Raw genomic sequence first — 26,197 nt, forward strand, 5'->3', positions numbered from 1 at the left:
GATCATCGACTCGTCGGCTCTCGCTGCGACGGTCCGCTGCGGCGCGTGGTAGCCGCCAGCGGTAATGTATGAGGTCCCAACGGCTAAACTTTTGGCGTGCTTCGAGGTAGCGAAACGAAACGGGGTAAAGCCGAACCCAACATCCGTTTCGATCAATAGCCGCGCAGCATACCGTTGCCCCATATTGCTGGCTTACTCGAGGCGCAGCCTTAATGATTACAAAGGCTTCTCCTATAGCATGCTCAAACGTGCCACTCGGCTCCATTTACGACTTTCCCCCCGGTCAGTGGTAGTGGCCTAACGCCAATGTGCTTAATCTCGAACGCTCCCAACTTCTGAAGATCATCACACAAAAGCTTACTATGGCATAGTCGGTAGTCGCGTTCATAACAAAGTAGCACGCAGCGTTCGGTGGACAAGGTAACGGACAGATCCATTAGCTCATCTTTTGCCGCCAAAGTTTCCATATGAGCGGCGAAGATTTGTCTGAACTCATGATGCCGACCAGCCCGGGCGGCATCGCGACCAGCCTTAGGATCGCCAAGTTTCTTACGATGTTCGTACGAGATGTTTCGACTCTCAAGCGCTTCTGACAGCGCCTTTTTCGAAAAGCCTGGTCGTCTGGACTGAGGCAACTCGCGAACATCTACGACACGCTGGATGTCAGCGGCCTTCAAAGTTAGCAGAAAGTCCGCAAGCGAGGAACCTTCGTAGCCGATGGTGTAAATCTCAGTCATCAGGCGCTATTAGCTCCCAACCGAGTCAAAATTGAGGAGCCATACGGCTCGGCTCGAACTTCCGTGCTATCCCTACTCCCGCTCGATCCGCACCGGCACCGACTTCGCCGCAAGCACGAAGCTCTGCTCGGCATGGTGCGCCAACGGGATCAACACGTTCGCCTCGGGGTAATACGTCCCAATACACCCCGTCGGCAGCGAATATGGCGTGACGCGCAGGCCGCCCAATCGTCGTTCGACGCCGTCGCCGTACTCGGTGCGGAGGCTGACGATGTCGCCTTCTTTCAGCCCGTGGACCGCCATGTCGGCGGGGGAGATGAACAGGACGTCGCGGGTCCCTTTCACGCCGCGGAAGCGGTCGTAATAGCCGTAGACTGTGGTGTTGAACTGGTCGTTCGAGCGGAGCGTGATCAACCGCATCAGCCCCGGCGCGTCGGCAAAACCGGCGGCGTCGAGCATCTTCGGGACGGCGAACTCGGCCTTGCCGCTGGCGGTTTCGAAGTGCCGGTCGCGCGCCTTGTTGCCCTTGTAGAAGCCGCCGGGGGTGAACAGCTTCGCGTTGAAATCGGCGAAGAAATGCGGGTAGGTCTCGGCGATCGCGTCGCGGACTTTGCTATAGTCGCCGACCCATTCGGCCCACGGCAGCTTGGGGTTCGGCGTCAGCGTCGCCTCGGCGATCCCGGCGACGATCGCGGCTTCGGACAGCAGGTGCGGCGACGCCGGTTCGCGCTCGCCGACCGAGCCGTGGATGCAACTCGTCGAATCCTCGACCGAGACCGACTGCGGCCCGGTCGCCTGGACGTCCTTTTCGGTCCGCCCGAGGCACGGCAGGATGTAGCTGACCTCGCCGGGGACGAGGTGCCCGCGGTTGAGCTTGGTCGCGACATGGACCGTCAGCCGCTGCTTGCGCCAGGCCGGCTCGACCTGCCCGCTGTCGGGGACCGCGCGGAGGAAATTGCCTCCGAGTCCGATGAACGCCTTGACCGAGCCGTCGAGCACGCCCTCGCACGCCTCGACGGTGTTGAGCCCCTTCGTCCGCGGCGGCTCGAAGCCGAACTGCGTCTTGAGCTTGTCGAGGGGCACGAGCTCGGGCTTCTCGCTGATGCCGACGGTGCGCTGGCCCTGGACGTTGCTGTGGCCGCGGACCGGGCAGACGCCCGCGCCCTCGCGGCCGATGTTGCCGCGCAACAACAGCAGGTTGACGATCATCTCGACATTCTCGATGCCGTGGACGTGCTGGGTCAGCCCCATGCCGTAGATGCCGATGACACGCTTGGCGCTGGCATAGACTTCGGCGGCGGCGCGAATATCGTCGGCCGGGAGGCCCGATGCCGCCTCGATCGACTCCCATGTCGTTGCCCGCGCGGCGGCGGCGAAGTCGTCGAAGCCGTGGCAATGCTCGGCGATGAATTCGTGGTCGAGGACATCGCCGGTGCGGTCGTCGGCCTCGATCGTGTATTTGCACATGCCCATCAGGACGGCGATGTCGCCGCCGGCGCGAACTTGATGATATTGCGCCGAAATCCGCGTCTCGCCGCGCGTCGCCATCTCGAATGGGTTCTGCGGGTCAGTGAAGCGTTCGAGGCCGCGCTCGACGAGCGGGTTGAAGGTGACGATCGTGCAGCCGCGCTTGACCGCGCTGCGCAGCGGATGGAGCAGACGCGGTGCGTTCGACCCGACGTTCTGGCCGAAGAAGAAGATCGCGTCGCAATGCTCGAAATCCTCGAGCTTGGTCGTGCCGACGGGCACGCCGATCCGCGTCTTCAAGGCGACCGACGTCGTCTCGTGGCACATGTTCGAACTGTCGGGGAGGTTGTTGTTGCCGTACATCCGCGCGAGCAGGCCGTACATGTACGACGTCTCGAGACTGGCGCGGCCGCTCGCGTAAAACACCACTGACTGCGGGTCGAGCATGTTCAATTCGGCCCCGATCTCGGCGAATGCGGTCGCCCAGGGGATCGGCAAATAGCGGTCGCTCGCGGCGTGATAGCGCAGCGGCTCGGTCAGGCGGCCCTGCTGTTCGAGGTCGTAGTCGCGCCAGCCGAGCAGGTCGGCAACCTTGTGCCCGGTGAAGAACTTGCCGTCGGCGCGGTGGCTGGTCAGCTCCCACGCGGTCGCCTTGGCGCCGTTCTCGCAGAATTCGGCGGGGTGGGCGTTCGCCGGTTTCGCCCACGCGCACGAGACGCAGGCGAAGCCGTCGGTCTTGTTCTGGCGGAGCAACTCACGCGAAACATTGACGACATTGCCTTCGCGCGGGAGGATTTCGGCAACCGAGCGGAGCGATCCCCAGCCGCCGGCGGGACCGGCGTAGGGGGTGAAGTCGGGCTTGCTGGTCATGTGTGGTCCGATCGGAAGGCTGGACGTGCAACGCGGGCGGACTATGCCGGTTCGATGGACAATGGGCAAAGCATGGCGGCAGACGCGGTGTCGCGGGTGCAGTGGCGCGACGGCGTGCGGAGCGACGGAATGCGGACACTCGCCGCTGAGTGCCCGGTTGCGATCGTCGTCAACGGCTCGACGCTGGCGGTGATGCTCGCTACCCCTGCCGACCTCGCCGACTTCGCCACCGGCTTCCTCATCACCGAGGGCATCGTCGACACGGCGGCAGGAGAGGTCGAGATCGTCGCGCACGCCAGCGGGATTGAGGCGCGGCTGTGGCTCGACGACGAGCGTGCGGCGCGGTTGGCCGACCGGCGGCGGGCGATGACCGGGCCGACCGGGTGCGGGCTGTGCGGGATCGAGAGCCTCGACGCGGCATCCCGGGCGCCGCGGCGGGTGAGCGGAGCGGGGCCGCGGCCGACTCCCGGCGAGATCGTTGCGGCGATGGCGGGGCTGAGCGCGGCGCAGCCCCTGGGGCAAGCGACGCGTGCGGTCCACGGCGCGGCGCTGTGGCGGCGGGGCGCGCCGCTGCTCGTACGCGAGGACGTCGGGCGGCACAATGCGCTCGACAAGCTTGCCGGAGCGGTGGTCCGCGCGGGGACCGGGACAAGCGAGGCGATGCTGCTGCTGACGAGCCGGGTTTCGCTCGAAATGGTCCAGAAGGCGGCGATGATGGGCGTGACGGTCGTCGTCGCGGTATCGGCTCCGACGCGCCTCGCGGTCGAGACTGCGGAGGCGGCGGGGCTGACGCTTGTCGCGGTCGCGCGTTCCGACGGGTTCGAGGTGTTCAGCCACCCCGACCGGATCGCGTGGGACGGCTAGTCGCTTGTCAGCAGCGCGGTGAAGAACCCCGTGACGAGCGCCTGGACACCGAGCGCGCACAGCAGGACCGACGGGATCGCGAGGCGCATCGTGCCTTCGACGTTCATGTTGCGGAACCCGGTCCCGGCCCAGCCGCCGAGCGCGACCGCAGCGATGACGATGCCCGCAAGAAGCATGATCGCGCCCGCGACGCACGTCCGGTCGATCGAGAACCATGTGCGTGCGAGCTCGATCCGCGGCGACGTCGGCCACAGCCGCTCGCGCACCCCGAACAGCCGGGCGACGACCGCGAAGCTCATCAGCTGCGCGCCGATGATGACGCCCGCCGCCGCGAACAACAGGGTGTGGACGCCGAGCGTAACGCTGCCGAGGCGCAGGCTGCCGGGCAGCAGTGCGATCAGCAGGACGAGCCCGATTCCGGCGAGCGCTGCGCCGGGGTAGAAGAACAGCCACTTCGGCGCGAAGGTCAGCAGGAACTTGAGGTGCCGCCAGCCGTCGCGCCAGCTGCGCAGGTGCGGCGGCCGCGAGCGGCCGTCGGGCGACAGCGTCGTCGGCACCTCGGCCATGCGGATGTGCGCGAGCGTCGCCTTGACGACCATCTCGGAGGCGAACTCCATGCCCGTCGTCCGCAGCCCGAGCGCCATGATGCTGTCGCGGCGGAACGCGCGCAGGCCGCAGTGGAAGTCGCCGATTGGCGCGTCGTAGAACAGCCGCCCGGCAAAGCTCAGCACTGGGTTGCCGAGGTAGCGGTGGAGCGGCGGCATCGCACCGGGTTTGATCCCGCCCTGGAAGCGATTGCCCATGACGAGCTCATAGCCCTCGCGGAGCTTGAGCACGAACGGCATCAGCCCCTCGAAATCATAGCTGTCGTCCGAATCCCCCATCGCGACGTAGCGCCCGTGGCTGGCGATGATGCCCGCTTGCAGGGCTGCGCCGTACCCGCGCGCGGGGACATCGACGACGCGTGCGCCGAGGCTCCGCGCGATGTCCTGGCTGCCGTCGGTTGAGCCGTTGTCGGCGATGACGACCTCGCCCGCGACGCCGCTCGTCGCCAAAAACCGGTTCGCCTTCTCGATGCAGATCGCGAGCGTCTCGGCCTCGTTGAGGCACGGCATCACGATCGATAGCTCGATGTCGTTCGCGGCAACCGCGTGCGGCCGCGTTTCGACCATGATGTCGCTTGCCACTGCGTCTCTCCACCGCACCCCGGCGATCCGGTGCCACAGGCGATGCTGCAATGCAATAAAGGGTGCGCGCGGCAACAAGGCGTGGCAAGTGTGGCTGTCCGTTACGACAGGGAACGCATGCTGAACCGGCTCGACCGAATAGTTGCGCGCCCTGAGGTGGAACGGCGACTGGTGGCGATCATGATCGCCCTCGGCTTTGTCGCGCGCCTCGTCTGGCTGTTGCTCGATCCCGCGACCCGGATGGGACCGCACCGATCGGAGATGTGGCATGTCGCGGCGACCTTCGCCGAGACCGGCGTACTCGGCGACGCGTATCGGCCCGGTAGCGGCCCGAGCAGCCATGTCGGGCCGTTCAACCCCATCGTGGGCGGGCTGGTCTATCGCGTGCTGGGCGTCGGGACACCGGCGGCGGAGATGGCGCTCGCGGTGATCGCCGGCGTGATCATCGCCGCGTTGTTCTGGTTTTTGTACCGCGTCGCCGCCCGCCTCGGCGTGGCCCCGGTGCCCCGGCTCGTGGCGCTGGCGTTCCTCGCGCTCGTCCCGCTCAATTTCTATGTCGAAGCCGTCGACTTCCGCATCCGCGAGGGCGGCCTCGCCGCGATGCTCGGCGCGGGGTTGCTGCTCTGGACGCTGCACCTCGATGCGCGTGGCCCTTTGACACTGCGCGCGGTCGCCGGATTTGGGCTTGCCGCAGCGTTCGCGTTCCTGATCAATCCCGGAATCGCGCTCGGGGCCTATGCCGGGCTTGGCCTCGTCGCGTTGCGGCACCTGCGCTGGCAACGCTGGCTTCCTGCTGCGGTGCTGCTCGCCGTCGGCTTCGTCGTCGTCAACGGGCCGTGGATCGCGCGCAATGCCATTGTCTACGACCGCTTCATGCCGTCGCGCGGCAATTTCGGGATGGAGCTCGATACTGCCTACCACGCCGCTGCGGTCGATCCGGTCGATCCGCGCGCGGTCTTCGTCGCCCGATCAGAGGAAATCCATCCGTTCTTCAGCGATGCCGCTTATGCGCGGTTCAAGACCTTTCCCGACGACGCGACGTATTTCGCCATGCTCGGCGTCGAGGCGAAGCAGTGGATCGCGGCGCATAAGGGCGAGGCGGCTGGGATCACACTCCGCCATCTGCGCGAACTCTATTTTCCGCCGCTCTGGCTGTTCGATCAATACGGGATCGGCAAGAACAACCTGCTCGTCAAGCTGGCGATCGTCTGGGCGACGACCGGGCTCGCGCTCGCCGCGATCGTCATCGGCTTGCGTGAACAGCCGCGGCACTTCGTCTTTGTCTTATTAACAATAATTTTCCCAACCTTAATATATATTATTGTACAGCCGACGTTGCGGTACCGGTACGCCTTTACTGAGCTGCTAACTTTCCTTGCGGCGGGGCTGCTGTGGCGGCTGATCGGCGGGAGGACCACTATCCAACGTTGAGGAGCTTTCCGGTGAGCGACGACAGGTGGGTGCGCAGCCGCGAAGCGCTCATCGTCATCGGTCTGATCCTTGCCGGAATTGCCCTGCGGATGTGGTGGATTAGCCTGATCCCGCGGACATCGGAGACGTGGCACGTCGCCGTGTCGCTGGCGACGACCGGGCATTTTGCCGACACGTTTCGACCGGGGAGCGGCCCGACCGCGCATGTCGCGCCGGTCATGCCGCTGCTTATTGCCGGGGTGTACCGGATCTTCGGCATCTCGACGCCCGCGGCCGAGTGGGTGCTGTCGCTGATCTCGGCGGGGCTGATCGGCGTCTCGATCGGCTTCGCCTACCTCCTGATGCGCGCGCTGGGGATGTCGTTGCGTCCGCGTATCGCGGCGGTCGCGCTGGTGTCGCTGTTGCCGATCCAGTTTTCCATGGAGATGCGCGAGCTCAAGGTTTGGGAGGCCCCGCTCGCTGTCGCCGGAATCACCGGGCTGCTGGCGCTGGTCGTCCGCCTCGACAGCCGCGGCATCGGCGGGGCGGCCGGCCTGGTGCCCGCGCTCGGCATCGCCGCGTTTCTCATGCTGCTCTCGCCGCCGGCGGGGCTTGCGGGGTTCGTCGTCATCGCGATCCTCGTGATCCGGCGCATCGCCTTCAAGCAATGGCCTGCCGTCGTGGCGCTGACCCTGCTCGTCACCGCGTGTTTCATCGCGCCATGGGCGCTGCACAACCGCGCGGCGCTGGGCCGGCCAATCCTGACGCGGAGCGATCCGGGACTCGAACTGGCGGTCGGGCTCAACGACACGATGCTCCACGCGACCGACGAGCGCGCCGCGATGACCGCTCGCCTCCGCGATATCCATCCGATCACGCCGAAGGGTTATGACGCGATGCAGGCAGCCGGTGGCGAGGTCGCCTATAATGCCGTGCTCGGCAAGCAGACGATGGCGTGGATTACTGGGCATCCCGAAGGCACCGCAATCCTGCTGGCGCGCCATGTCAGGGAATATTTCCTCCCGCCGGAGTGGTTCTTCAACCCGTTCGGAACGGTCAACTCGCGCTCCGCGGCGCTGCGCGGCGCCTATCTCGCGGTCGCGGTATGGCTCGCGCTGTGCGGGTTGCCGATGCAGATCGCGCGCAACCGGCGGTACATCTATCTGCTCGCGGCGTTGGCGGTCCTCGTTTTGCCGTATCTGCTGGTGCAGCCGATCCTGCGCTACCGCTATCTGATCTATACGCTGAGCGGTTTCCTCGCGGTCGATGTCGTCGCGACGCTGTGGGCGCTATACCGAAAGCCGAAAGAGACCGGCGAAGCCGCGCCGCAATAGGCGATGATCTGACCCGTCGCCTGCGCAGGCGACGGGTCAGGGGCGGCTTAGACGGCCGACTTAACGCCGGCTTCCTCCGCCCGTGCAATTGCCTCGTTGAGCAGCGCAACGGCGCCGTCGGCATCCTTCCACTCGCCGATCGTCACCCACTTGCCCTTTTCGAGATCCTTATAATGCTCGAAGAAGTGCGCGATCTGCTCCATCAGCGTCGGCGGCAGGTCCTGCGGGCTCTTGATGTTGGCGTAGAACGGGTGGAGCGCGTCGACCGGCACCGCGATCAGTTTCTCATCGCCGCCGCCTTCGTCCTCCATCACCAGCGCGCCGATCGGGCGGACGCGGCAGACCGCTCCGGGGACGAGCGGGGTCTGCCCGACGACGAGGACGTCGATCGGGTCGCCGTCCGCCGACAGCGTGTGCGGGATGAAGCCGTAATTGCCCGGGTAGAACATCGCGGTGTGGAGGAAGCGGTCGACGAACAGCGCGCCGCTCGCCTTGTCCATCTCGTACTTGACCGGCTCGCCGCCCATCGGCACCTCGATGATCGCGTTGATGTCGTACGGCGGCGCGCGGCCGGTCGGGATCTTTGAGATATCCACGTGTGTTCCCTGGCTGAGTGATTGACGCGCCGCCATAGCGTGCCGACATGACGCTTGTCACCGTCCGCTGGAATTTGCCGCATGTCCGATCCCGTCGTCATCCTGTCGTATGCCCGCACGCCGATGGGCGGCTTCCAGGGCGCGTTGAGCGGGGTCAGCGCGACCGTGCTCGGCAGCACCGCGGTCCGCGCCGCGGTCGAACGGTCGGGCATCGACGGCGCGACGGTCGACCAGATCATCATGGGCTGCGTCCTCCCCGCCGGGCTCGGCCAGGCCCCCGCGCGGCAGGCGGCGATCGGTGCGGGGTTGCCGCTCGGGGTCACCGCGACGACGGTCAACAAGATGTGCGGCAGCGGCATGCAGGCGGCGATCATGGCGCACGACGCGCTCGCCAGCGGCTCGGCCGACATTGTCGTCGCGGGCGGCATGGAGAGCATGTCGAACGCGCCGTACCTGCTGACCAAGCACCGCGCGGGAGCGCGGATCGGCCACGACGCGATCAAGGACTCGATGTACCTCGACGGGCTCGAGGACGCCTATGATCCCGGCAAGCTGATGGGATCGTTCGCCGAGGACAGCGCCCGCGACTATCAGTTCACCCGCGTCGAGCAGGACGACTACGCCCTCGAATCGTTGCGTCGCGCCACCGCCGCGATTGCCGAAGGCGCGTTTGCAGGCGAGATCGTCGCGGTTGTCGTGCCGTCGCGCGCCGGCCCGGTGACGGTCGACACCGACGAACAGCCCGGCAAGGCGCAACCGGCAAAGATCCCGGCGCTCAAGCCCGCCTTTGCCAAGGACGGGACGATCACAGCGGCGAACGCTTCGTCGATCTCCGACGGCGCGGCGGCGCTGGTTCTGACCCGCGAGAGCGTCGCGCTGGCGCACGGCATGACCCCGATCGCACGGCTGGTCGCCCACGCCGCGCACGCGCACGAACCCGGCAAGTTTACCACCGCGCCAGTGCCCGCGGTGCAGAAGGTGCTCGACAAGGCTGGCTGGAGTGTCTCCGACGTCGACCTGTTCGAGGTCAACGAGGCGTTCGCTGTCGTCGCCATGATCGCGATGCGCGACCTCGGTATCCCGCGCGACAAGCTCAACATCCACGGCGGGGCGACCGCGCTCGGCCACCCGATCGGCGCAAGCGGCGCGCGGATCATCGCGACGCTGATCGCGGCGTTGCAGCGGACGGGCGGGCGCAAGGGCGTCGCCGCGCTGTGCATCGGCGGGGGCGAGGCGACGGCGGTCGCGGTCGAACTGGCCTGACGCCGCTCAGGTCTGCGGGAAGGTGTATTGCGCCTTGTCGCCGTCGGGTGCGCAATGGTGCTTCGCCAGCAGTTTGTCGCGGTATGCAAGCCGGTCGTTGACCGTCGCCGCCGGGTCGAGCCGCGCATAGTCGTCCATGTAGCGCGTGATCGTGGTCAGCCGCGCCGCGTCGTCGGCCAGTTTTTCGGGGCAGACGAACGTCCGGTCGAGGCTGCGCTGCTGCGGCAGCGTCAGTGCGGCAAGAACGAGCGCGGTCGTTACCGTCAGCATTGATCTTCCCCGTTTTCGCGAAAAGACGCCGCCGGCCCGAGGACCGGCGGCGACAAGTTCAGGCTGTAACTGCCGTGGCTACGCGGCGACGCATCGCGGCACCGACAAAGCCGAAGCCGGCGATCAACAGCGCCCACGTCGACGGCTCGGGAACGGTGTTGAGATAGTTCTGCAGGATCTGCGAACTCTTCATCTGGTAATTGGGATTGGCCAGAATATTCGTCGTCAGGTTCCAGCCCATCGCGTCGAAGATCGCAAGGTCCTGGCTGGTAACGATGCCTTCCTGGCACAGGCCGCCGGTCGGATCGAGGATGCCGACCTGCGGTTCCAGCAGTACGGTGCAATGGACGCCGTCATGGATTCGCGCACCTTCACGCCAATGCGACGTCTGATAGCCGTCCGGCCCGGCCGAGAAACCGGCATTGCCTTCGAACTCGGTCGCGCCGCCGTCGATCGAGAAGTACGGCTTGCCGCCATAGGTGTTGTTCCAGGCGCCGTCCTTGTAGCGGAACATATCGATGTTGGTCGGACGCGAGTTGAGCGTGGTGTTGGTGCCGACCGCGCTGGTGAAGCCGAGCGCGTGACCCATCTCGTGGACCGCGACGGCGACGAAGTCCGACGACACCGTGGCGAAGCCATTGCGCGTATCGAAATCGAACGGCCGCGCGCTGTTGAACTTGATCGTCGCGTCGATCGTCGTGGGCAACCCGGTGTAGAGGCCGAGCGCCTTCTCGACGGTGTTGTTGAGGACGACGGTCGTGCTCGAGAAATTCGGCAGGTTCGCGACGACACTGGCATCGAGCGCGGTGGTCGCGTCGGCGGTCAGCGCGGTCTTCCATGCGGCAGTCGTCTTGCTGCTCGATGCGCTCGACGTCGAACCGAGCGTGGTCGACGCGAACCCGACCGAGGTGAAGCCGACGTTGAAGGTCAGCGTGACGTTGTCGCTGAACATCGACTCCCAGTAATTCGCGGCGGCGCGAAAGCCGGTGTAGGCTGCGGTGCCGTCTTCGACGCCGCCGGTATTGATCAGATTGATCGTCAAGGCGGACGCGCTCGTCGCCGCCAAGCTGCCGAGAATGGCAGCCGCAAGCAGAGTTTGTCGGTGTATCTTCATGTTCAGTGACCCCTGTTTAGCCGCGGGTTGCCCGTGATCGCGACTGTCACGACACTGTAATGAAACGTTATACCGTACAATCGAAAGGTGGTTTCGCCTTGATAACCTTAATATGTGCGTTATATTAGCAACACAGTAATACCGAATGGCGACTATCGCGACTTATCGTCGCATGCGTGAGCGGTGGTGCTTGGTGGGGTAGTCACCCCGCAAGGACGGCAGGTGATGGAGGGGGTCGACCCTATTTGACCGTGTCGACCGCGGCGAGAACCGCTTCGACCGATGGGCGAATTTTGTAGCCGTCCTCAGCAAGCTTGGCGCGAATCACGCCCTTGGTGTCGATGACGAAGATCGCGGGGCGCGGGACGCCGAAGGCAAAGCTGTCGGCGGCGTATTGCGGGTCGCGCAACTTCCACGCGTCGATCGTCTTCGATCCCGGATCGGACAAAAGGGTGAAGCCGATGTCCTGCTTCGCGGCGAAGCCGGTCAGCGTGTCGGGCGCGTCGTAGCTGATCGCGACGAGCGTGTAGCCGCGTTGCGCGAGCGGTGCGGCGGCGGCCTTGAACTCGATCAACTGGTGCTGGCAATACGGGCACCACTTCGCCGAACGGAAAAACATCAGGACAGTGCCACGCTTGCCGCGGACCGACGCGAGCGACTCCGGCTTACCCGCGGAATCGACGACCGTTGCTGCCAGCGACGGCGCCATGGCTCCAACCGCAGGGCCGATGTCGATGCCCGCGATTGCCGGCATCGCGGCGAGGACGGCAACGATCGCGGTGATCGGCGTGAGCATGCGCATGGGTAACCCTCCGGTGGACCGGAGTTCTTCGTGCTCGACTGCGTGCGGGTTACAGTTGCGCCGGATGCCGGGCGAAGACCCAGTCGAGATACGCCGCCAGCCGCACCCCGCCTTGTTCGAGGCGGAGGTCGCGGGTCGGGGTCCAAGCATAGATATAGTCGAAGCCGAGCTTGATCGGCTCGCCGGGCTTTCCGGCGTCCGACTTGGGTGCTTCAGGATAGATGCGGTCGCGGATCGCGGCGGACTCGCCGATCCATGTCAGCGGGTGCGGATCGCGCCATTTTACGCGGTCGGCGCGGGTGATGCGCGCGTTCAGCCAGGTGGCCATCTCGGTGTACGACAGCTGCTCCTGGTCGATCAGCCCCGAATCCCACACCGCGTGGAGGTTGGTCGGCTCGCGCTGGAAGATGACCTTGACGTCGTTGCCGCCCTTGTCGGTGCCGTTGCCCGCGTGGAGCGGCTGGTGGAGGTCGCCGACGATGTGGATGATGAAGCGCAGCGCGAGCTGCCGGTCGGCGAGCGGCGCGTTGCGGTCGCGGACCGTCGCGGCGAAGCGCTTGAGCGCGGTGACGGCGTCGCCCTCGGGAGGTGCCCCGACCTCGGCATAGGTCTTGCCGGTAGGCACAGTGACATAATGAAACGGCCCCGCCTCCTTCTGCCAGAAGGCGTCGGGGTTCGAGCGTTCGAAGTCGGGCCACGCCGACGCTTCGGCGATGCTCTCGGTGCCGAGGATCGTACGGACGCCGTTGCGCGCGCGATGGCCGATCATCCGCTCGGCGATCGCGCCGATGACGCGGTGCCCGGTCTTTCCCCACGCGAACGCGGGCGTGGGGAGAAGGGCGATGGCAGCGGCAAGCAAGATACGCATGCCGCTCCCGTTGCACCCGCGCTGTTGCAGTTTCAAGACGGCCAGCGCGCGCGCCACCAGCGCCGGTCGGCAAGGATCTCGTGCGCGGCATTGTGCCCCGGGCCGCCGGTGACGCCACCGCCGGGGTGGCTGCCCGCGCCGCACAGGTACAGCCCGCGGACCGGCGCGCGGTAGCTCGCGTTGCCGAGGACCGGGCGCGCCGACCAGAGCTGGTCGAGCCCCATGCTGCCATGGAAGATGTCGCCGCCGGTCAGCCCGAACTTGCGCTCGAGGTCGAGTGGCGACAGCGCGATCGACGCGATGATGCTGGCGCGAAAGTTCGGCGCGGCCTTGGTCACGGTGTCGATGATCGCGTCGGCGGCGGCGGCGCGCTCGTCGTCCCAGCTGCGGCCATCGGGCAGGACCGGGGCGAACTGCTGTGCGAACAGGCTGGCGACGTGCATCCCCGGCGGCGCGAGGCCGGGATCGACCGTCGATGGGATCGTCATCTCGACGATCGGTTCGCGCGACCAGCCATACTCGCGGGCGTCGGTGAAGGCGCGGTCCATATAGTCGAGGCTCGGCGCGATGATGATGCCGCTGCGGTGGTGCTCGCCGGGGCCGGGGAGCGTGGTGAAGTCGGGCAGTTCGCGCAGCGCGACGTTCATCCGGAAGCTGCCCGAGCCGTAGCGCGTTCCGGCAATGCGGCGGCGGAAGGCGAGGGTCAGGTCGGCGGGGTCGACGAGCTTTTCGAACAGCAATCTCGGCGTGACGTTGGCGACGACGATCTTCGCCGCGATCTCCTCGCCCGACACCAGGCGGACCCCGGTCGCACGGCCGCCGCTCGTCAGCACCCGCGCGACCGGAGCGTCGAGGACGATCTCGACCCCGGCGTCCGTGCACGCCGCGGCCATCGCCTGGGTGATCGCCCCCATCCCGCCGACCGCGTGGCCCCACGCGCCCTTGACGCCGTTGACCTCGCCGAAGACGTGGTGGAGCAGGACGTACGCCGATCCGGGCGTGTCGGGGCTGGCGTAGTTGCCGACGACCGCGTCGAAGCCGAAGGCCGCCTTGACCGGGGCGCTCTCGAACCAGCCGTCGAGGAATTGCCGCGCACTCTGGGTAAACAGTGCGAGGACATCGCGCTGCGCCTCGATTCCCAGCCGCGCTGCGCCGCGCCCTTGTGCTGCCATTGCCAACAGCGCGCGCAAGCCGCCGCCCGCGTTCGGCGGGGTGGTCAGCGCGAGGTCGCGAAGGACGTCGGCGACGGCTTCGAGCGCGGCGTAATAAGCGGGGAGGGCGGCGGCGTCGGCGGCGGAGAAGCGCGCGAACTCGGCCTGCGTCCGCGCCAGCCCGCCGCCGACCTTGAGATGGTCGCCGCCGGGCAACGGCAGGAAGTTGGCGAGGTCGCGTGAGACGACGCGGTAGCCGTGCGCCGCGAGGTCCATGTCGGCGACGATCTTCGGGCGGAGCAGGCTGACGGTGTAGCTCGCGACCGAATTGTGGAAGCCGGGGGCGAACTCCTCGGTCACCGCCGCGCCGCCGACGACCCCGCGCGCCTCGACAACGCGGACCCTGAGCCCGGCGCGGGCGAGGTAGAAGGCGGCGACGAGGCCGTTGTGGCCGCCGCCGATGATGACCGCATCGAGCATCACACGCTCCTACACAATACTGTCATCCCCGCGAAAGCGGGGACCCAAAGTCACGACCGGCGGTGACCTTGGGTCCCCGCTTTCGCGGGGATGACAGGTTGATTGAAGCGATGACGGCGCGTGGAGTTGACCCCCGCGCCGCGCCTTCGTACCCCTCAGCCATGACCACCCCCCGCACCCTCTACGCCAAGATCTGGGACGACCATGTCGTCGAACAGCGCGACGACGGCACCGCGCTGATCTGGATCGACCGCCATCTGATCCACGAGGTCACGACCCCGCAGGCATTCGAGGGTCTGCGGCTCGCGGGTCGCGCGGTCCACCGCCCCGACCTGACGCTTGCGGTGCCCGACCATAATGTCCCGACCGACCACCGCTTCGAGCCGATCGCCGACCCGCAATCGGCGCTGCAGGTCGAAACGCTGACCGCCAATTGCGCCGAGTTCGGGGTCGAGCTGATCGAATTGAATGCCGCCGCGCAGGGCATCGTCCACGTCATCGGGCCCGAGCAGGGGTTCACCTTGCCCGGCACGACGCTCGTCTGCGGCGACAGCCACACCGCGACGCACGGCGCGCTCGGTGCGCTGGCATTCGGCATCGGCACCAGCGAGGTCGAGCACGTCTTCGCCACCCAGACGCTGCTGCTCAAGCAGTCGAGTTCTATGGAGGTCCGCGTCACCGGCACGCTCGGCTTCTCGATCTCGGCGAAGGACGTCGCACTCGCGATCGTCGGCGCGCTCGGGACCGCCGGGGGGACCGGGTCGGTCATCGAATACACCGGCGAGGTCATCGACGCGCTGAGCATCGAGGGCCGGATGACGGTGTGCAACATGGCGATCGAGGCGGGCGCGCGTGCCGGGCTCGTCGCTCCCGACGCCAAGGTGTTCGAGTATCTGCGCGGCCGTCCGCGTTCGCCGACCGGGGCGGCGTGGGACGCCGCCGTCGCCTATTGGCGGATGCTGCCGAGCGACGCGGGTGCGCGGTACGACCGCGTCGTGACGATCGACGGCAGTGCGATCGCGCCGCTGGTGACATGGGGGACGAGCCCCGAGGACGTCGTCGCGATCACCGGGATGGTGCCGTCGCCCGACAGCTTCGCCGACGCCGGCAAGCGCCTCGCCGCGGCGAAGTCGCTCGATTACATGGGCCTTGCGGCGGGGACGCGGCTCGAGGATGTCGTCGTCGAGAACATCTTCATCGGCAGCTGCACCAACAGCCGGATCGAGGACCTTCGCGCCGCCGCCGCGGTCGCCAAGGGCCGTCGCGTTGCCAGCGGCATCCGACAGGCGCTCGTCGTGCCGGGGTCGGGGCTGGTCAAGCTCCAGGCCGAGGCCGAGGGGCTCGACCGCATCTTTATCGAGGCGGGGTTCGACTGGCGCGCTCCCGGATGTTCGATGTGCCTCGGCATGAACCCCGACAAGGTCCCGGCGGGTGAGCGCTGCGCCTCGACGAGCAACCGCAACTTCGTCGGCCGCCAGGGTCCCGGGGCACGGACGCACTTGCTGTCGCCCGCAATGGCGGCAGCGGCGGCGGTCACCGGCCACCTCACCGATGTCCGGGAGCTGATGGGCTGATGCAACCGTTCCACACCGTCACCGGCATCGCCGTCCCGTTCGGCGCGGAGAATGTCGATACCGACGTCATCATCCCGTCGCGCTTCCTCAAGACCGTGACGCGGTCGGGGCTCGGCGAGGGGGCGTTCGACGTCATCCGCAGCGATCCCGGCAATATCTTCGACTCAGCCCGCAACAAGGGCGCGCCGATCCTGATCGCGGGCGATAACTTCGGCTGCGGGTCGAGTCGCGAACACGCGCCTTGGGCGCTCGCCGACATGGGCTTCCGCGTCGTCATCGCGCCGAGCTTCGCCGATATCTTCAGCGGGAATTCGTACAAGAACGGGCTGGTGCTCGTCGAACTGCCGCAGGAGCAGATCGACCGGCTGATGGTCGTCGCGGCCGATGCCGACATCACTGTCGACCTCGAAAACCAGGTCGTCACGACCGGCTATCAGGACCGCTTCACCTTCGCCGTCGACCCGTTCCGCAAGGCCGCCCTGCTGTCGGGGCAGGACGAGATCGGCCTGACGCTGACGATGGCCCCGGCGATCGCGCGCTACGAGGCGCTGCTGGCGAGCGAGCGCCCGTGGCTCGCGGGGGCAGCAACGCGTTAACAGATCGACAAGTCCTCAAAATCCTATTCTGAATAATTTTCATTACGTGTAAGTAACATATGTAGTTGACTTGCGAACGACGCTGATGGAGTCATCATGGCATGATTCAGCTCGCCTATCGCAGTACCAGCATCGTCGACGACGGCTCGTCGACTTTTTTCATTACGCTCGCCGAAATCTTCGAGAAATCGCTGATTAACAACGCAAAGCGGAAGATTACCGGCGTCCTGGCCTTTAATTCCGGGCGATTCGTGCAAATCCTGGAGGGCGCCGCGAGCGACGTCGATCCGATGCTTGCCACAATCACGACCGATCGGCGCCACTCCGGCATCCATATCATGTCGCGCCAGTCGGTCGGCGCGCGGTCGTTCGGGGCGTGGTCGATGGCATTCGTCGGGGGCGGCACCAGCGCTGGGACGATCATGAACCTGCTCGCCGAATGCGATCCGTCGTCGGACGCGTATCGCACGGCGATCGGGGGCCTCGCGAAATGTATCGGCTAAGGCGCAATTAAGTCCGGACGGCGCGCGTCCGGCTTGGCGAAGCGCCGTCGCCTCGGCTACGGGGGCACGATGACCAAGACCCTGCTCCTCCTCCCCGGCGACGGGATCGGCCCCGAAGTCACCGCGCAGGCCGCGCGCGTCGTCGACCGGCTCAACACGCATCACGGCCTCGACGTGACGACGGCGACTGCGCGCTTCGGCGGCGCGGCGATCGATGCCGACGGCGTGCCGCTGACCGCAGAGACGCTCGCGCAGGCAAAGGCGTCCGACGCGGTGCTGATGGGCGCGGTCGGCGGGCCGCAATGGGCAAAGCAGGCGTACGACAAGCGTCCCGAGGCAGGGCTGCTGGCACTGCGCGCGGGGATGAACGTCTTCGCCAACCTGCGCCCGGCAAAATGCTTCGCCGCGCTCGCCGACGCATCGAGCCTCAAGCGCGAGATCGTCGACGGGCTCGACATCCTGTTCGTCCGCGAACTCACCGGCGGGGTCTATTTCGGCGAGCCGCGCGGGATCGAGGATCTCGGCAATGGCGAGCGCCGCGGGGTCAACACCCACGTCTATACGTCGTCTGAAATCCGCCGCGTCGCGCGGGTCGCGTTCGACCTCGCCAAGCACCGGAGTGGCCGGGTCGCTTCGGCCGAAAAGGCGAACGTGATGGAGGCTGGGCTGTTGTGGCGCGAGGAGGTGCAGGCGCTCCGCGACGCCGATTATCCGCACATCGAGCTGACGCATATCCTCGCCGACAACGCCGCGATGCAGCTGGTCAAGGCCCCGCGCCAGTTCGATATCATCCTCACCGACAATCTGTTCGGCGATATCCTGTCCGACGCGGCGGCGATGCTGACCGGCTCGCTCGGCATGCTGCCGTCGGCGGCGCTGGGGGAGGCGGGGACGCCGGGGCTGTACGAGCCGATCCACGGCTCGGCTCCCGACATCGCCGGGCAGGGGGTAGCGAACCCGTGCGCGTCGATCCTCAGCCTCGCGATGGGCTTGCGCTACTCGCTCGGGCGGCCCGACCTAGCCGATGCGGTCGAGAGCGCGGTCGCGGCGGCGCTCGATGGCGGTGCGCGAACGCGCGACATCGGCGGGATGCTGGCAACCGCCGCGATGGCCGACGCGGTCCTCGCGCACCTCTAGTCGAGCGCCGCCGCGACCGCGGCAATCGCGCGTGCGATATCGGCGTCGGTCGTTCGCCAGTTGATCACGCAAACCCGCATCGCGCGCTGGCCGCGCCACGTCGTCGCCCCGAACATCGCCTCGCCGCTCGCGTTGATCCGGGCGATGACGGCATCGGTCGCGTCGCCGAACGAGATCAACGCCTGGTTGAGCCCGGGGCCGCCGATCAGCCGCGTGCCGGGGAGCGCCGCAATGCCGTGCGCCAGCGTCGCGGCATGCGCGCAGCAGCGGTCGACGAGCGCCGCGATGCCGTCGCGCCCCAACTCACGCATTGCCGCATAGACGGCAAAACCGCGTGCCCGGCGGCTCCATTCGGGGTTCCAGTCGACCGCCTCGCGTGCATAGCCATCGACCGGCATGTAGCTCGCCGATACCGTCATCGCGGCGCGGTGCGCGGCGGCGTCGGCAACGACGGCGATTCCGCAGTCGTACGGGGTGTTGAGCCATTTGTGCGCGTCGGTCGCCCAGCTGTCGGCGCGTTCGACCCCGTCGACGACCGCGCGGTGCCGTGGCGACGCCTTCGCCCACAAGCCGAACGCGCCGTCGATATGGACCCACGCGCCGGCCGCCTTGGCGCGGGGGATCAGCGTGGCGAAGTCGTCGCACGACCCGATGTTAAGGTCGGCGGCATTGAGCGCGACGATCACCGGGCGGTCGCCCGCGGCGGCGAGAGCGGCGTCGAATGCGGTCAGCAGGATCCGCCCGTCGTCGCCGGTTGCGACAGGCAAGAGCGCCTTCGTGCCGATCCCGAGCAGCCTCAGCGCGCGATCGATCGACAAATGCCGCTGGTCGTTCGCGATCACCATGATCGGCGGCCCCCCGGCGAGACCGTCGGCCTCGACGTCCCAGCCGCGGTCGGCGAGCAGCCGGTGGCGCGCCGCCGCTAGGCAGGTCGCATGCGCCATCTGGCAACCGCTGGTCAGCGCGAACGACGCCACTGCCGGGAGGCCGAGCAGGTCCTTGAGCCACTTGCCCGCGATCTCCTCGACCGCCGACGCGGCCGGGCTGCACGCGGTCAGCCCGGCATTCTGGTCCCATGTCGCGGCGAGCCAGTCGGCGGCGAGCGCCGACGGCAGGGTGCCGCCGATGACCCAGGCGAAAAAGCGGCCGCCAGCGCTGCCGGTGATCCCGCCCTCGACGGCGGCAACAAGGTCCGTGATCACCTCGTCCGCAGCGGTTCCGGTATCGCCCAGCCCGATGTCGAGCCGGGCGCGGAGGTCGGCGAGGCTCACCGTTGCCGCGACGGGAGCGGCATCGAGTCCGGTGATATAAGCCTCGGCCGCGGTGGCGGCAGCGTCGAGCGCGCGGATCGTCATCGTCTGATCGGTCATCAAAGTCTCCCCCAGAGGCGTATCGCACGGCTGGGCGCTGCGGTCTGGCGCTTTCCGGCCGCCGCGCTCGACTTGCCGATCTGCCTGCGCGTCGCTAAGTCGCGCACCCACAGGAGAACACGAATGGCCTACAACGTCGCCGTCGTCGGCGCGACCGGGAGCGTCGGGCGCGAGATGCTCAACATCCTTGCCGAGCGGCAGTTTCCGATCAAGGAAATCGCTGCGCTCGCGAGCGGGCGCAGCCAGGGCGACATCATCGATTTCGGCGAGGACGGGCGCACGCTCAAGGTTCAGAACCTCGAGCATTTCGACTTCTCCGGCTACGACATCGCGCTGTTCGCGGCAGGGTCGGGCCCGGCGGCGCAATACGCCCCGATCGCCGCCGCCGCCGGGTGCGTGGTCATCGACAATTCGTCGCTGTTCCGCATGGAGCGCGACGTCCCGCTGATCGTGCCGGAGGTCAACCCGACCGCGATCGACGGCTACACCAAGCGCAATATCATCGCGAACCCGAACTGCTCGACCGCACAGATGGTCGTCGCGCTCCAGCCGCTCCACGAGGCGGCGACGATCAAGCGCGTCGTCGTCGCGACCTACCAGTCGGTTTCGGGCGCGGGCAAGGCGGGGATGGACGAGCTGTTCGAACAGACCCGCGCGGTCTTCGTCGGCGACCCCAAGACGCATTCGAAGTTCACCAAGCAGATCGCCTTCAACGTCATCCCGCACATCGACGTCTTCATGCCCGACGGCCAGACCAAGGAAGAATGGAAGATGGTCGCCGAAACCGCGAAGATCATGGGGCAGGACATCAAGGTCGCCGCGACGTGCGTCCGCGTGCCGGTTTTCGTCGGCCATTCCGAAGCGATCTCGATCGAATTCGAGCGGCCGTTGTCGGCGGCACAGGCGCAGGCGATCCTGCGCGAGGCCCCCGGCATCATGCTCGTCGATAAGCGCGAGGACGGCGGCTACATCACCCCGCTCGAATGCGTCGGCGAATACGCGACCTACGTCAGCCGCGTCCGCAAGGACCCGACGGTCGAATACGGCCTGCAGCTGTGGTGCGTCGCGGATAATCTCCGCAAGGGCGCGGCGCTCAACGCGGTCCAGATCGCCGAGCTGCTCGGGCGGCGGCACCTGAAGAAGGCGGCTTAGACCCGCCCCGCAGCGTTCGTTTCGCCCGTTCGGGCCTGGGGCGAGGCAGCCGCTTGCCGCCGCTTGACGATTCCGCCCGCTTGAATCGCGGGCGGAACGACAATCTCGCCAAGGGTTTGGCCCCTTTTATCGCGTAGGACGTTTTGGTGACGGCCTCGCCAATCGGCTGCAATTGCGCCGTGCGAGGCTGCTCCGGGTACCGGCGCGTTTTCACCGGTAATTAGCTTAAGAGGTCCCCTCCTTATGATGAAATTCATTTTCGCCGCATCTGCGGCGTTGGCCGCCGCGTCGGCATCGGCGCAGGTTGGTTCGGTCGTCAGCGAGCCGACGCAGGCGTTCAACGGGCCGTACATCGGTATCCAAGGCGGCTGGCAGCAGGATGAGCAGCGGCTCGGGCTCGCGACCGCCGACGGCTCGTTCTACCGCGCGCGCGACCGGACGTCGGGCTTCGCCTATGGCGGACAGATCGGCTACGATTACCGGCTGAGCCCGCATTTCGTCCTCGGCGTCGAGGCGAGCGCCACCGGGCGGACCGGCGATGGCCGGTCGTACGACGGCTATAACAACATCTACGACCTGCGCGTCGGACGGACCTTCAACGGCACCGGCCGCCTCGGTTATCTCGTCAATACCGGCGGGCTGGTCTACGTCCGCGGCGGCTATTCAAACGCGCGCTTCGACACCGGCAATGGCACCGGGTACGATGTCGAGAACCGTGACGGCTACACCGTCGGCGTCGGCTACGAGCAGGCGATCGCCCGCGCGGTGACGGCCCGGGTCGAGTATAACTACTCGGAATACGGCACGCGCAACCTGTATGACGCCTCGTTCGCCAACGAGGGCAACGTCACCAGCAATTACCGCCGCAACGCGGTGACGGCAGGGCTGAACTTCCACTTCTAGTCGACGACACCGGGGCGGGGACATCCTGCCCCGGCACGCTTCGATTGCCGGTGTCCAAGCCGGAGCGTATCGAACGCGCATGAGCAATGACCCGACCAAGACCGCCGTGCCGGCGCAGACCTTCGCTTCGTCCGACGGGCAGGCGATCGTATGGCGCGAGGTCGGGGAAGGGCGGCCCGTGGTCCTGCTCCACGGCCTGTTCAGCGACGCGGTGACCAACTGGATCAGGTTCGGCACCGCCGCGACGATCGCCGCTGCCGGGTTTCGCGTGATCATGCCCGACTTCCGCGCGCACGGGCTGAGTGCCAAGCCGCACGACGCCGCAGCGTACCCGGTCGATGTCCTGTCGCGCGATGTCGAGGCGCTCGTGGCGCACCTCGGGCTGACCGACTTCGACCTTGGCGGCTATTCGCTCGGCAGCCGGACCGCGGTGCGGCTGCTGGTTCGCGGGATGCGGCCGCGCCGCGTGGTCCTCGCCGGGATGGGCCTCGCCGGGTTGATCGAGTCGAACCGGCGGACCGGCTGGTTTCTAAACGTCATCGCCGAGCCCGACAGCTTCGCGCGCGGCACCCCCGGCTGGCTCGCGGTCCAGTTCATGAAGACCAACAAGATCGACGGCGAGGCGGTCTCGCACCTGCTCCGCGCGCAGGCGGAAACGACGATCGAGGCGATCCGCGCGCTGGCGACCCCGTCGTTGGTGGTGTGCGGTGCCGCCGATCAGGACAATGGCTCGGCCCCCGATCTAGCGGCGGCGCTGCCTAACGCACACTATGTAGAGATTCCGGGGACGCACATGAGTTCGGTCACGATGCCCAACCTCGGCGCTGCGATCGCCGCGTTCCTGGCGCAGGAAAGTCCCGCTTAATTACCGATTGTCATCCCCGCGAAGGCGGGGACCGAAGGTCACCATCGTCAGGGACTTTGGCTCCCCGCTTTCGCGGGGATGACAGTGATAAAGCCTAGCCCCGCAACACGCCACCGGCCTTCGCCGCGGCGGCAACGATCTTCGCCGAGATCGCGTCGATATCGGCATCGGTGAAGCTGCGCTCGACCGGCTGGAGCGTTACCGTCACCGCAAGACTGACCTTGTCGTCGAGCGGGAAGCGGTCGAACAGCGCGACATTGGTGATCGCGACCTTGTCGGCCATGCGAACGGCCCGCAGCAGCGTCTCGGCGGGCAGGTCGGCGGCAACGACAAAGGCGAAGTCGCGCGTCACGGCCTGTAACGGCGGCGGGGTGAACACCGGGCGCGTACGCTTCGCCGAGCGCGCTTGCGGGATCGCATCGAGATAGATCTCGGCAACCGCGACGGGGTCACGCGTCGCTCCGACGCGCGGGTGCAACTCGCCAAAGCTTGCCAGCACCATCTTCGCTCCGAGCGCGAGGCGTCCCGAGCGCCCGGGATGAAACCACGGATCTGCGGGGGGCAGGACGCTCAACCGGTCGACCGGAACCCCGGCGGCGGCGAGCGCGGCGACCGCCTCGGCCTTGGCATCAAACGCCGAATAGCTTGTCGCGGCTCCAGTCTGCCAATCGCGCGCGCGTGCCGCGCCGGCCATCAGGATCGCGGCGGTGGCGTGCTCGCCTTCGGCCAGATAGCGCCGCCCGACCTCGAACAGCCGAACGCCCGCCTCGCCGCGGTCGAGGTTGCGCTTCGCCGCCGCGAGCAGCCCGGGGATAAGAGACGGGCGCATTGCCGACAGCTCGGACGAGATCGGATTGTCGAGCGTCCACGCCGCGCCGCCGAACGGCTCGGCCTGCGCCGGGGAGACGAAGCTCCATGTCACCGCCTCGTCGAGCCCGCGCGCGGCGAGTGCGCGGCGAAGGCGGCGCTCCATCAATTGCGCCGGGGTCGCGGTCGGGCGGGCGACGCCCTCGGCGCGGGGCAGCGGGGTCGATGGGATATGCGCGAAGCCGTTGATCCGGACGACTTCCTCGACGATGTCGGCCTCGCCGTCGATGTCGCGCCGCCACGACGGCACGGCGATGCGCCAGCGCTCGCCGCGCGTGACGCTGAAGCCGAGCCGCGTCAGGATCGCCGCTTGTTCGTCGGCGGCGACCGCGACCCCGGTCAGCGTCCGTGTCCGTTCGGGGCGGTACATCACGGTCTTGTCGGGGACGGGGATGCTGCCCGCGACGACCGCGTCGGACGCTTCGCCGCCGCACAGGTCGAGGACCATCGCGGTCGCGAGGTCGAGGCCGCCGGCGAGGAAACCCGGGTCGACGCCGCGCTCGAAGCGCGCACGCGCGTCGCTGCTCAGCCCGAGCTTGCGTCCGGTCGCGCCGATCCGTTCGGGGGTGAAGTAGGCGCACTCGATCAGCACGTCGGTCGTTGCCGCCGACACGCCCGACGCCGCCCCGCCCATGATGCCGCCGATGTCGTGGACTTGCGCGTCGTCGGCGATGACGGTCATCGTCGCGTCGAGCGCATAGGTCTTGCCGTTGAGCGCGACGACACTTTCACCCGGCACCGCGCGCCTGGCGGTCAGCCCGCCCGCGACATGCGCAAGGTCGTAGACGTGGAGCGGGCGGCCGCGGTCGAAGGTGATGAAATTGGTGATGTCGACGAGCGCCGAGATCGGCTTCTGCCCGATCGCACGCAGCCGCCGCTGGAGCCACTCGGGCGACGGTCTGTTGGAGACGCCGCGGACCGCCCGCCCGAGGAACGCCGGGCAGCCGTCGTCGTCGGTGCGGATCTCGATCGGGCAGGGGAAGCAGCCCGCGACCGGCGCGACCGGCGGGGTGCGCAGCGTGCCGATGCCGGCGGCGGCGAGGTCGCGCGCGATCCCGGCGACCCCCATGCAATCTTGCCGGTTCGGCGTGATCCCGACCTCGATCACCGGGTCGTCGAGCGCGGCCCATGCGGCGTAGGCGGTGCCGACGGGGGCGTCGGCGGGGAGGTCGATGATCCCGTCATGCTCGTCGGACAGTTCGAGCTCGCGCATCGAGCACATCATCCCGCGCGATTCGACGCCGCGGATGCTCGCGACCTTGAGCGTCAGGTCGCTCCCGGGAACGTACGTCCCGACCGCGCCGAATACGCCCTTCATTCCCGCGCGTGCGTTGGTCGCGCCGCAGACGACCTGGAGCGGGTCGCCGCTGCCGGTGGTGACGGTCAGCACCTGGAGCTTGTCGGCCTGCGGGTGCGGCGCGGCGGTGAGCACCTCTGCAATGACGAACGGCGCAAGCGCCTTCGCCGGATCAGTCACTCCCTCGACCTCGAGCCCGCAATCGGTCAGCGCGGTGAGGATGCGATCGAGCGAGGCATCGGTGTCGAGATGGTCGCGGAGCCACGACAGAGTGAATTTCACGCGCCCACTCCCCCGCTCAGCGTCGGCACGTCGATGCCGCGGAAGCCGTAGTGGCGGAGCCAGCGGGCGTCGCCGTCGAAGAAGGCGCGGAGGTCGGTCATGCCGTATTTGAGCATCGCCAGCCGGTCGATGCCGCAGCCGAAGGCAAAGCCCTGATACTCCTCGGGGTCGAGGCCGCAGGCTTCGATGACGCGCGGATGGACCATGCCGCTGCCGAGGATTTCGAGCCACGACTCGCTGCCGCCGATCGACAGCGTGCCGCCCGCCCACGAACAGCCGACGTCGACTTCGGCCGATGGCTCGGTGAAGGGGAAATAGCTCGGGCGCAGCCGGAGTTCGATCTCGTCGACCTCGAAGAACGCCTTGACGAAGGTTTCGAGCGTCCACTTGAGATGCCCCATCGTGATGCCGCGGTCGATCACCAGCCCCTCGACCTGGTGAAACATCGGGGTGTGGGTCGCGTCGGAATCGGAGCGGTACGTCCGCCCCGGCGCAATGATCCGGATTGGCGGCTTCTGCGTCAGCATCGTCCGGATCTGGACCGGCGAGGTGTGCGTCCGCAGTACCATGCGCTTGTCGCTGCCCGGCGTGTCGGGGAAGTAGAAGGTGTCGTGCATCGCCCGCGCCGGGTGGTTCTCGTCCATGTTGAGCGCGGTGAAATTGTGCCAGTCGTCCTCGATTTCGGGCCCGGTGGCGACCGCGAAGCCGAGATCGGCGAAAATCTCGGCGAGTTCGTCCATCACCTGGCTGATCGGGTGGATGCTGCCGGCGGGCGCGGCGGCGACCGGCAGCGTCATGTCGAGGCGTTCGCTCGCCAGACGCGCGTCGAGTGCGGCGGCTTCGAGCGCGGCCTTGCGCGCGGCGATCGCGGCACCGACCGCATCACGCATTGCGTTGAGGCGCGGCCCCTCGGTCAGGCGCAGGTCGGGGGCCATCTGGCCGAGCGTCTTCATCAGCGCGGTGACGCTGCCCGCCTTGCCAAGCGCGGCGATGCGGATCGCCTCGAGCGCGTCGAGGGAGGCAGCGGCGTCGATCGCCGCGATGAGCTGGTCGGGTTCGGTCATCGGTCCATTTCTCAAACCGTCATCCCCGCGAAAGCGGGGACCCAAGGTCACCGAGGGCAGTGACATTGGGTCCCCGCTTTCGCGGGGATGACAGGGAGGGGCTTAGCTGGACGGGTCCCAAAACGAAAGGGGCGCGGGCGGCTTGTCGCCACCCGCGCCCCTGAACGTCGTCGA

The 26,197-nt window shown here is 67.5% G+C and carries 23 protein-coding genes; 11 read left to right on the forward strand and 12 right to left on the reverse strand.

Features of this window, described 5'->3' with window-relative positions:
* Positions 1–242: 242 nt before the first annotated feature.
* Both KZX46_RS09325 and KZX46_RS09330 read right to left on the reverse strand, forming a co-directional pair.
* Entirely contained in the window at positions 243–737 is a 495-nt protein-coding gene (locus KZX46_RS09325; RefSeq protein ID WP_219776348.1) for a DUF488 family protein, read from the reverse strand.
* 72 nt (positions 738–809) lie between these two features.
* Positions 810–3,074: an FdhF/YdeP family oxidoreductase gene (locus KZX46_RS09330; protein ID WP_219776349.1), complete on the reverse strand. Its 2,265-nt coding sequence runs from the start codon at positions 3,072–3,074 to the stop codon at positions 810–812.
* Positions 3,075–3,146: 72 nt separating this feature from the next.
* On the opposite strand from KZX46_RS09330, the gene fdhD reads away from it, so the two are divergent.
* On the forward strand, positions 3,147–3,938 hold the full coding sequence (gene fdhD / locus KZX46_RS09335) for a formate dehydrogenase accessory sulfurtransferase FdhD (RefSeq protein ID WP_219776350.1): 792 nt from the start codon (positions 3,147–3,149) through the stop codon (positions 3,936–3,938).
* On the opposite strand, the gene KZX46_RS09340 is transcribed toward fdhD, so the two are convergent.
* A complete protein-coding gene (locus KZX46_RS09340; RefSeq protein ID WP_226896201.1) occupies positions 3,935–5,125 on the reverse strand; it encodes a glycosyltransferase family 2 protein in 1,191 nt (396 codons plus the stop codon). The genes fdhD and KZX46_RS09340 overlap by 4 nt on opposite strands.
* Positions 5,126–5,296: 171 nt before the next feature.
* On the opposite strand from KZX46_RS09340, the gene KZX46_RS09345 reads away from it, so the two are divergent.
* Together KZX46_RS09345 and KZX46_RS09350 are read left to right on the forward strand one after the other, a co-directional pair.
* Complete coding sequence (locus tag KZX46_RS09345; protein WP_219776351.1) at positions 5,297–6,556, forward strand: hypothetical protein; 1,260 nt, start codon at positions 5,297–5,299, stop codon at positions 6,554–6,556.
* An 11-nt stretch (positions 6,557–6,567) separates the two neighbouring features.
* A complete protein-coding gene (locus tag KZX46_RS09350; RefSeq protein ID WP_219776352.1) occupies positions 6,568–7,869 on the forward strand; it encodes a hypothetical protein in 1,302 nt (433 codons plus the stop codon).
* A gap of 47 nt (positions 7,870–7,916) precedes the next feature.
* On the opposite strand, the gene ppa is transcribed toward KZX46_RS09350, so the two are convergent.
* Positions 7,917–8,465: an inorganic diphosphatase gene (gene ppa, locus KZX46_RS09355; RefSeq protein WP_219776353.1), complete on the reverse strand. Its 549-nt coding sequence runs from the start codon at positions 8,463–8,465 to the stop codon at positions 7,917–7,919.
* A gap of 81 nt (positions 8,466–8,546) precedes the next feature.
* Here ppa and KZX46_RS09360 point away from each other — a divergent pair, with 81 nt between their 5' ends.
* Positions 8,547–9,728 carry an acetyl-CoA C-acyltransferase gene (locus KZX46_RS09360; protein WP_219776354.1) on the forward strand — a complete coding sequence of 394 codons (1,182 nt, stop codon included), beginning with the start codon at positions 8,547–8,549 and terminating at the stop codon, positions 9,726–9,728.
* Positions 9,729–9,734: 6 nt separating this feature from the next.
* Here KZX46_RS09360 and KZX46_RS09365 read toward each other — a convergent pair whose 3' ends face one another.
* The 5 genes from KZX46_RS09365 to KZX46_RS09385 form a co-directional block, all read right to left on the reverse strand.
* Complete coding sequence (locus tag KZX46_RS09365; RefSeq protein WP_219776355.1) at positions 9,735–9,998, reverse strand: hypothetical protein; 264 nt, start codon at positions 9,996–9,998, stop codon at positions 9,735–9,737.
* 58 nt (positions 9,999–10,056) lie between these two features.
* Positions 10,057–11,112, reverse strand: coding sequence for an NF038122 family metalloprotease (locus tag KZX46_RS09370; RefSeq protein ID WP_219776356.1), 1,056 nt, complete (start codon positions 11,110–11,112; stop codon positions 10,057–10,059).
* 241 nt (positions 11,113–11,353) lie between these two features.
* Positions 11,354–11,914, reverse strand: a complete 561-nt coding sequence (locus KZX46_RS09375; protein WP_219776357.1) for a peroxiredoxin family protein — start codon at positions 11,912–11,914, stop codon at positions 11,354–11,356.
* A gap of 49 nt (positions 11,915–11,963) precedes the next feature.
* The gene (locus KZX46_RS09380) at positions 11,964–12,782 is read right to left on the reverse strand and encodes a S1/P1 nuclease (protein ID WP_219776358.1); all 819 of its coding nucleotides are present in this window, start codon (positions 12,780–12,782) and stop codon (positions 11,964–11,966) included.
* Between the two features lie 32 nt (positions 12,783–12,814).
* Positions 12,815–14,413 carry an NAD(P)/FAD-dependent oxidoreductase gene (locus tag KZX46_RS09385; protein ID WP_219776359.1) on the reverse strand — a complete coding sequence of 533 codons (1,599 nt, stop codon included), beginning with the start codon at positions 14,411–14,413 and terminating at the stop codon, positions 12,815–12,817.
* A 161-nt stretch (positions 14,414–14,574) separates the two neighbouring features.
* Here KZX46_RS09385 and leuC point away from each other — a divergent pair, with 161 nt between their 5' ends.
* From leuC to leuB, 4 genes are all read left to right on the forward strand, one after another.
* Positions 14,575–15,987, forward strand: a complete 1,413-nt coding sequence (gene leuC, locus KZX46_RS09390) for a 3-isopropylmalate dehydratase large subunit (protein WP_219776360.1) — start codon at positions 14,575–14,577, stop codon at positions 15,985–15,987.
* Positions 15,987–16,583: a 3-isopropylmalate dehydratase small subunit gene (leuD, locus tag KZX46_RS09395; protein WP_219776361.1), complete on the forward strand. Its 597-nt coding sequence runs from the start codon at positions 15,987–15,989 to the stop codon at positions 16,581–16,583. Before leuC ends, leuD begins: the two co-directional genes overlap by 1 nt.
* 101 nt (positions 16,584–16,684) lie before the next feature.
* Positions 16,685–17,086, forward strand: a complete 402-nt coding sequence (locus tag KZX46_RS09400) for a BLUF domain-containing protein (RefSeq protein ID WP_219776362.1) — start codon at positions 16,685–16,687, stop codon at positions 17,084–17,086.
* A gap of 69 nt (positions 17,087–17,155) precedes the next feature.
* A complete protein-coding gene (gene leuB, locus KZX46_RS09405) occupies positions 17,156–18,223 on the forward strand; it encodes a 3-isopropylmalate dehydrogenase (protein WP_219776363.1) in 1,068 nt (355 codons plus the stop codon).
* On the opposite strand, the gene KZX46_RS09410 is transcribed toward leuB, so the two are convergent.
* The gene (locus KZX46_RS09410) at positions 18,220–19,593 is read right to left on the reverse strand and encodes a pyridoxal-dependent decarboxylase (protein WP_219776364.1); all 1,374 of its coding nucleotides are present in this window, start codon (positions 19,591–19,593) and stop codon (positions 18,220–18,222) included. The genes leuB and KZX46_RS09410 overlap by 4 nt on opposite strands.
* Positions 19,594–19,716: 123 nt before the next feature.
* On the opposite strand from KZX46_RS09410, the gene KZX46_RS09415 reads away from it, so the two are divergent.
* The 3 genes from KZX46_RS09415 to KZX46_RS09425 all read left to right on the forward strand — a co-directional run bounded on the left by KZX46_RS09415 (position 19,717) and on the right by KZX46_RS09425 (position 22,513).
* Positions 19,717–20,745: an aspartate-semialdehyde dehydrogenase gene (locus KZX46_RS09415; RefSeq protein ID WP_219776365.1), complete on the forward strand. Its 1,029-nt coding sequence runs from the start codon at positions 19,717–19,719 to the stop codon at positions 20,743–20,745.
* 243 nt (positions 20,746–20,988) lie between these two features.
* Complete coding sequence (locus KZX46_RS09420) at positions 20,989–21,648, forward strand: outer membrane protein (protein WP_219776366.1); 660 nt, start codon at positions 20,989–20,991, stop codon at positions 21,646–21,648.
* 79 nt (positions 21,649–21,727) lie between these two features.
* Positions 21,728–22,513, forward strand: a complete 786-nt coding sequence (locus KZX46_RS09425) for an alpha/beta fold hydrolase (RefSeq protein WP_219776367.1) — start codon at positions 21,728–21,730, stop codon at positions 22,511–22,513.
* Between the two features lie 94 nt (positions 22,514–22,607).
* Here KZX46_RS09425 and pheT read toward each other — a convergent pair whose 3' ends face one another.
* Both pheT and pheS read right to left on the reverse strand, forming a co-directional pair.
* Positions 22,608–24,959, reverse strand: a complete 2,352-nt coding sequence (pheT, locus tag KZX46_RS09430; RefSeq protein WP_219776368.1) for a phenylalanine--tRNA ligase subunit beta — start codon at positions 24,957–24,959, stop codon at positions 22,608–22,610.
* Positions 24,956–26,023, reverse strand: a complete 1,068-nt coding sequence (pheS, locus tag KZX46_RS09435; RefSeq protein ID WP_219776369.1) for a phenylalanine--tRNA ligase subunit alpha — start codon at positions 26,021–26,023, stop codon at positions 24,956–24,958. The genes pheT and pheS overlap by 4 nt, the downstream gene beginning before the upstream one ends.
* Positions 26,024–26,197: the final 174 nt, after the last annotated feature.

The organism is Polymorphobacter sp. PAMC 29334, assembly GCF_019431245.1.
Classification (GTDB): domain Bacteria; phylum Pseudomonadota; class Alphaproteobacteria; order Sphingomonadales; family Sphingomonadaceae; genus Polymorphobacter_B; species Polymorphobacter_B megasporae.

Excerpts from the sequence above, each read along its gene's own strand:
- KZX46_RS09380 (WP_219776358.1), bottom strand. The coding sequence starts at position 12,782 with ATGCGTATCTTGCTTGCCGCTGCCATCGCCCTTCTCCCCACGCCCGCG.
- leuD (WP_219776361.1), top strand. The coding sequence starts at position 15,987 with ATGCAACCGTTCCACACCGTCACCGGCATCGCCGTCCCGTTCGGCGCG.
- KZX46_RS09360 (WP_219776354.1), top strand. The coding sequence starts at position 8,547 with ATGTCCGATCCCGTCGTCATCCTGTCGTATGCCCGCACGCCGATGGGC.
- KZX46_RS09420 (WP_219776366.1), top strand. The coding sequence starts at position 20,989 with ATGATGAAATTCATTTTCGCCGCATCTGCGGCGTTGGCCGCCGCGTCG.
- KZX46_RS09365 (WP_219776355.1), bottom strand. The coding sequence starts at position 9,998 with ATGCTGACGGTAACGACCGCGCTCGTTCTTGCCGCACTGACGCTGCCG.
- KZX46_RS09330 (WP_219776349.1), bottom strand. The coding sequence starts at position 3,074 with ATGACCAGCAAGCCCGACTTCACCCCCTACGCCGGTCCCGCCGGCGGC.
- leuC (WP_219776360.1), top strand. The coding sequence starts at position 14,575 with ATGACCACCCCCCGCACCCTCTACGCCAAGATCTGGGACGACCATGTC.
- KZX46_RS09410 (WP_219776364.1), bottom strand. The coding sequence starts at position 19,593 with ATGACCGATCAGACGATGACGATCCGCGCGCTCGACGCTGCCGCCACC.
- KZX46_RS09370 (WP_219776356.1), bottom strand. The coding sequence starts at position 11,112 with ATGAAGATACACCGACAAACTCTGCTTGCGGCTGCCATTCTCGGCAGC.
- pheS (WP_219776369.1), bottom strand. The coding sequence starts at position 26,023 with ATGACCGAACCCGACCAGCTCATCGCGGCGATCGACGCCGCTGCCTCC.
- KZX46_RS09425 (WP_219776367.1), top strand. The coding sequence starts at position 21,728 with ATGAGCAATGACCCGACCAAGACCGCCGTGCCGGCGCAGACCTTCGCT.
- KZX46_RS09400 (WP_219776362.1), top strand. The coding sequence starts at position 16,685 with ATGATTCAGCTCGCCTATCGCAGTACCAGCATCGTCGACGACGGCTCG.
- leuB (WP_219776363.1), top strand. The coding sequence starts at position 17,156 with ATGACCAAGACCCTGCTCCTCCTCCCCGGCGACGGGATCGGCCCCGAA.
- KZX46_RS09375 (WP_219776357.1), bottom strand. The coding sequence starts at position 11,914 with ATGCGCATGCTCACGCCGATCACCGCGATCGTTGCCGTCCTCGCCGCG.
- fdhD (WP_219776350.1), top strand. The coding sequence starts at position 3,147 with ATGGCGGCAGACGCGGTGTCGCGGGTGCAGTGGCGCGACGGCGTGCGG.
- KZX46_RS09385 (WP_219776359.1), bottom strand. The coding sequence starts at position 14,413 with ATGCTCGATGCGGTCATCATCGGCGGCGGCCACAACGGCCTCGTCGCC.
- KZX46_RS09325 (WP_219776348.1), bottom strand. The coding sequence starts at position 737 with ATGACTGAGATTTACACCATCGGCTACGAAGGTTCCTCGCTTGCGGAC.
- KZX46_RS09415 (WP_219776365.1), top strand. The coding sequence starts at position 19,717 with ATGGCCTACAACGTCGCCGTCGTCGGCGCGACCGGGAGCGTCGGGCGC.